Annotated in this window: 4 protein-coding genes and 1 pseudogene; all 5 read left to right on the top strand. The window is 65.1% G+C overall.

Going from position 1 to position 5,372, the window contains the following annotated elements:
- Nucleotides 1-507: pseudogene (locus tag V7Q31_RS17175) on the top strand (transposase); the annotation flags it as partial.
- A 196-nt stretch (nt 508-703) separates the two neighbouring features.
- The gene (locus tag V7Q31_RS17170) at nt 704-1,846 is read left to right on the top strand and encodes a glycosyltransferase family protein (protein ID WP_333835075.1); all 1,143 of its coding nucleotides are present in this window, start codon (nt 704-706) and stop codon (nt 1,844-1,846) included.
- 261 nt (nt 1,847-2,107) lie between these two features.
- Nucleotides 2,108-4,018: a hypothetical protein gene (locus V7Q31_RS17165; RefSeq protein WP_333835074.1), complete on the top strand. Its 1,911-nt coding sequence runs from the start codon at nt 2,108-2,110 to the stop codon at nt 4,016-4,018.
- Between the two features lie 476 nt (nt 4,019-4,494).
- A complete protein-coding gene (locus V7Q31_RS17160) occupies nt 4,495-4,761 on the top strand; it encodes a spike base protein, RCAP_Rcc01079 family (protein ID WP_333835073.1) in 267 nt (88 codons plus the stop codon).
- A gap of 110 nt (nt 4,762-4,871) precedes the next feature.
- Nucleotides 4,872-5,300, top strand: a complete 429-nt coding sequence (gene tnpA / locus V7Q31_RS17155) for an IS66-like element accessory protein TnpA (RefSeq protein ID WP_333835072.1) — start codon at nt 4,872-4,874, stop codon at nt 5,298-5,300.
- Nucleotides 5,301-5,372: the final 72 nt, after the last annotated feature.

The raw sequence follows: 5,372 nt of genomic DNA, 5'->3' as shown, positions 1-5,372 counted from the left end.
CGAGCCGACGACGCCGCATGCGGCCCGCCGCTCGGCGCGGGCCGCGGCGGGGATCGACAAGAAGGCGACGGTCCGCAAACACCGCAACCTGCTGGCCCACGCGCCAAAGCACCTCCACGACGAGTTGACCGAGGACTGCCGCGACATGATCCACGCCGCGACCGCCGCCGAGGTGCAGACCCGCCGCAAGGCGTCGCCTCGCGAAAATGGCGCCTGAAATGCCGGGCCGTCGCCGACAGCCTCGAGGAAGCCGGGGAGCGGCTGTTCGCCTTCACTCGGCTCGATCAGTCGCAATGGAAGTCGGCGCGGACCGCCAACGCCATCGAGGGCCTGAACGAGGAGTTCCGACGCCGCATCAAGACGCAAACCGTGCTGCCCTGCGACGAGACCGCGCCCATGCCGCTCTGGGCGCTTCTCGCCTCCGGCCAGATCGCCATGCGCAAGGTCGACGGATGGGAGACCCTTTCCCAGCCCATCGAGCCCTTCGCCCTTGACCGCGCCGCCTGATCAGGCCGAAATCGTCAAGCTCGGAGAACGCCGTTCGAGAATCTCAACCAAATCCCAGACACGACCCGCCATCGTGCGTAACTCACCCCGCGAGTCCAGTCGCTACCGGATGAACGACGGGGGACAGGTCACCCGCCGTTCACCCGCACAGGCGAATTCTCGGGACGTCGTCGCGCAATTTTAAAAAGGCCCTCCGGTGTCCAGAAGAACGCTCCTGATCTCAAACTACAACGTCGACCGGCGCTACTGGAATGGCATTCCCTACGACATCGCCCGGGTCGTCGCCGCCGCGGAAGGCGGGATCGTCTGCGCGCCGCCTGCCCGCCACTACGCCACGCCGGCCTCCATGTGGCGTCTGCTCGCCGACGACCGCTACCGGCTCGCGCAGGCGCTGCGCGACCTGATGATGATGCGCTGGAACGATCTCGCGGAGCCGCAGGACATCGACGCGGAGTACGACCTGTGCTTCGTGGTGCTGTTCTTCCCCTCCGATCTGCGCTTCCTTGAGCGAATCCGGGGCTGGCGCGAGCGCTCCAAGATCGCCGCAGTCTTCCTGCTAGAGCTCTGGTCGGGCGAGGTCGAGAAGGCTCGCGACCTCGGAGTTCTCGACCGCTTCGATCACGTCTTCCTCGTCAACGACGCCGCGATCCCGCTTGTCCAGGCCCGGACGCGGACGCCGGTCAGCCAGCTTTCGCTCGCCGTCGACGCGCTGCGCGCCGCGCCCGTCCCGGTCGAGGGGCGGATGCCGCACCGGCCGATCGACATCCTCAGCTACGGCCGCCGCCAGCCCGACGTGCATGCGCGGCTGGTCGAGATCGCCGCGCGGCAGGGGCTGTTCTACAAGTACGACGTCTGGGCGAAGATGCTCGCCGACGACTGGGAGACGACGCGCGCGATGAGCGCGGAGCTGACCCGGCGCAGCCGCTACGCCGTGGTCTGGGGACCGACCATCGCGCCGGCGGCGCACAAGATCCCGGTCCTGCGCGACGACCGGGTGATGTCGGCGCGCTTCTTCGAGGCGACGACCGGCGGCGCGATCATGATCGGCGACTACCAGTCGAGTCCGGTGATCGACCGGCTGATCGACTGGCCGGACGCGATGGTGCGCATCCGCCCCGACGGGAGCGACGTCGAGGCGACGCTCGACGCGCTCGAGGCCGATCCGGCGCGGCGCGCCCGCATCCGCGCGGCGAACGTGCTGAACGGGCTGCGCCGGCACGACTGGTCGCATCGCTGGGCCGACGCGCTCGCGACGCTCGGCCTCACGCCCGTCGAGGGTTTCCATGCCCGGCAGGCCGCGCTCGCGGCGCGCGCCGCGGTCGTTGAGGCGACTCCATGAGACGGTGCGGCGCCGGGCGGGAAACCGGGCGCGCGGGCGTCATGCCAGCGCGCGAAACGTCCGACTGTTCAGGGGCTTTCGAGCTCGGCTGATCTGTGCTTCCCTTCCGGGAAAGCGGATCTTGAGTAAGCGCCTACGCGACCGCCTGGGTGACGCTTGACACCTGCGATCGGAGAACCGCAAAGGTGACGCTCATCATTGGCGATCAGTGAGGCTTCTGGGGCGCCAGCCCCAATCGATGCGGTGGAGTCCAAATAAGTCGTGACGGCCACTGCCGAGGTGAAAGCGATGTCGCAGAAGTCGTGGAAGCGTCGTGATCGACGCCAATTGCTCGCACTGGGCGCGCTCACGGTCGTCACGGCCCCAATCTTCGGCTTGAGAGCAGCCTCGTCTCCCAGCGACCGCGCCATCGTCTCGACCGCGGGCGACCCGGAGGCGGTCACCTTCGATTCAGGCAGGGCGGTGTCGCACTGGGCGATGGACCCCCTGTTCAGGCCCGAACACTTCATACGATCCTATGGGCGCGGCGGGCTCGACCAAGGCGTCGCTGGTGCGCACATCTACCATGTCACTAGCCTCGACGACTCAGGCGCCGGAACGCTCCGTGACGCGGTGTCGGCAAACTCGCTCGACACGCGCGGCGGCCCGCGGATCGTGGTGTTCGACGTCTCGGGCCGGATCACGGTGCGTTCCGGCGGTGAAATCGCCATAGACCGCGACAAGCTTTGGATTGCGGGCCAGACGTCGCCGAGCGGCATTCAGCTATATCGCGAACAAGACAATCCGCTCCGCATAGCCGCGTCCCACGTTCGCGTTGAGCATCTTGAAATTTGCATGGGCGCTCCCCAGAGCGCGGACGCTGCCAAAACGCAGCGCGGGCTGTACACGCGGCAGTTAAGGGCCCAGAATCTCTATGATATTGATGTAAATCATATTACTTTATTTGGGGTAGCAGACGAAGGATTGAGCAATTATGTTCGGTCTTTCGGGCCGAAAGGCGCCCAGAAACTGTATTATGCAGAAAATCAGCGCTGGCGTAACTGTATTTCGGGAGAGGCCTTTTGGGGTCGCTCGCAGGCGGTGTCAGACGGAGTGGTCCATGAGGCGGATCATGCCTTCGGCTCTCTGATCTCTAAAGGCGCCAAGTGGCTGTTGGTGCAGGATTATCTCCATGCGGGGATGATTCAGCGCACGCCGGTGATCTCGGTGGGCGGGTGGTGTCTGATCGCCGGAGGGGTCACGGTCGACTGGTATGAGCAGGCGGGCAACGTAGGTTCCACGGCCCCGATCCAGATGTATCCTGAAGACCAGTGGTACGGTGCGACGACGGTGGACGACACTTACACCGCAGACATCAAGGTCGCAGCATATGGATTTTATGCGATCCCCGGCTACCAGACCAACCGCATCAAACGCGGCGTGACGCCGTATGTCATTCGACAACTCGATAGGAACGACGGAGAGAACCGCATCGGGCGGAAGAACTATGCGTGTGAAAAATGGTGTCGTATTGACCCTATAGCACATATCGAGGGTGGCTTTCCGGCGCTCGGGCCTAATGGAGAGACCGTCCCCGCGGGGGGCTCTAGCAATGGCGTGTTCATTGCGGAAGCCACGCCGCGTCTTTGGTCCAGGGAAACCCTGCCGTCGCATCCAGATCATGTCCGAGATCACGTTTTCGCCTGTGCCGGGGCGCGGCCAAGCGATCCGCCGTCGGGGTGGCGCGCTCGCTGCATCGCCTACGCCAGCCGCCAGCAGGCGCTCGCGCTCTCGGCTCGTGTCCCTTTCGTGCGAACGTTCTCGAACGACAACCCGTCCAACGCGCCGGAACTGCGCGCCCTGAATGGCGCCGCACCCGAGACGACGGCGAGGCTGGACATGACGACCTTGGCATGGGACGAGCCAGTCGACCCTTTCGTTCTGGCCCCCAACGGCCGTTACAACATTGAGAATACGCTGGATGACCAAGCGGCGGCCGTCGGCGGCGTTCGCGACGGTTCGACCGACCGCCACATGGTGACCCACGAAGGCGGCAAGCTGCACATCAGCCGTACTGGCCTGGTAACTTGGACGGCGGCCCAGACTGCGCACGCGCCGTTGAGCCTGAGCCTGACGCATACGGACGGATTGACGACCAAGGTCAGTCTGAGAACACATGCCGCTCGACGTTGAATGGTAAGGGGCCTTTTGTGGACGCCCCTTCGGATGCAAGCATTTTCTTGGGTCATGGTTCGGGCATGTGGTCAGGTGCGGTCGTGTGTCCGGCCTCGTAGATGCGACCGTTCACTGCCGCAGGCCTGTATGGAGATATGCGGATCGGGACCATTTCGGTTACCCGCGCTCGGAGGCGCTTCGGCCGCAGTGCTGGTTCTCCCGATCCGGTCCCGTGACCGTTTGCCCTTACGTTTTCCTCGCCCTGCTCACATCCCCGACGCCAATCCGGCGGCGGCGCCTTCAGGCGGCGGCCGACGCCGGATCCCGATAGTCTTCTTCCGCGTGCATCTTGATCTTCACTGTCGGGTCGGCCGGGTTGCGCCAGCTTTCAGAAAATCTTCATATAAGATGATTACATATGCTCAGGAAATGTGTCGGCGCACTGTGCTAAATGTTGACTATTTTATAAAGTTTTCTGGAGAGATCAATTCATCATGAATTCGGAAAAGTTCTCTGGTCGTGCGAAGAGCGTGGAAGGTCCGGTGGATTATTTCTCACAGGTCATTCCGAACGATCTCATCGACCTGCCGCTTGGCCTGACGCGAGGGATCTTCGTCGGGCAGTCGGGCGTGTTCGTGGCCATGGACCGCCACGGAACGACTGTCGCCTTCGACTCCGCCGATGCGCAGTATCACCCGCTGCGCGTGCGTCGCGTGCTCGCGACAGGGTCCACCGCGACCGGGATCGTCGCCCTTTACTGAACTTCGAACGTAACCGGCCGCTCATGGCCGCCTGCACGGCCGCGTCCTGATCTGCGATGAGACGTCTCTGACGACGTCGTCAGCGACGTCCATATGGATCGGAGGCGGCGGTGCGGGGTGAGGTTCTCGGGCGGGTCGAGCGCCGTCGCCGTTGGAGCATCCGCGACAAGCTCGCTGTGGTGGTCGCGTCGCTGGAGCACGGGGCTGTCGTTTCGGATGTGGCGCGCCGGTTCGACGTGACGCGGCAGCAAGTCTACGACTGGCGGCGCGCGGCGCGCCGGGGCGATCTTGGGATGCAGGGCGGGGTGGTTGGCTTTGTGGAGGTGGTCCCCGAGCCGGCGTTGATGATGCCCTCGGTCGAAGACGCGCCCGACGCTATGGGCGTCGCGCCTGACAGCGCCCCGGCGGCCGCTGAAGCGACGGCGGCGCCCGACATGACGGTGGAGATCGTGTTGGCGGGCGGCCGCGTGCTGCGGACGCCGGCGTCACTGCCGACGGCGGAGCTACGTCGGCTGATCGGCGCGGTGGAGGGCGCATGATCGCGCCGGGCGCGGGGGTGCGGGTCTACCTGGCCTGCGGCGTCACGGACATGCGCAAGGGGATCGCGGGAC

The organism is Rubrimonas sp. (assembly GCF_036788415.1).
In the GTDB taxonomy this organism is placed as follows: domain Bacteria; phylum Pseudomonadota; class Alphaproteobacteria; order Rhodobacterales; family Rhodobacteraceae; genus Rubrimonas.
The sequence above is the reverse complement of the archived record's forward strand: the minus strand, read 5'-3'. Positions and strand labels throughout refer to the sequence as shown.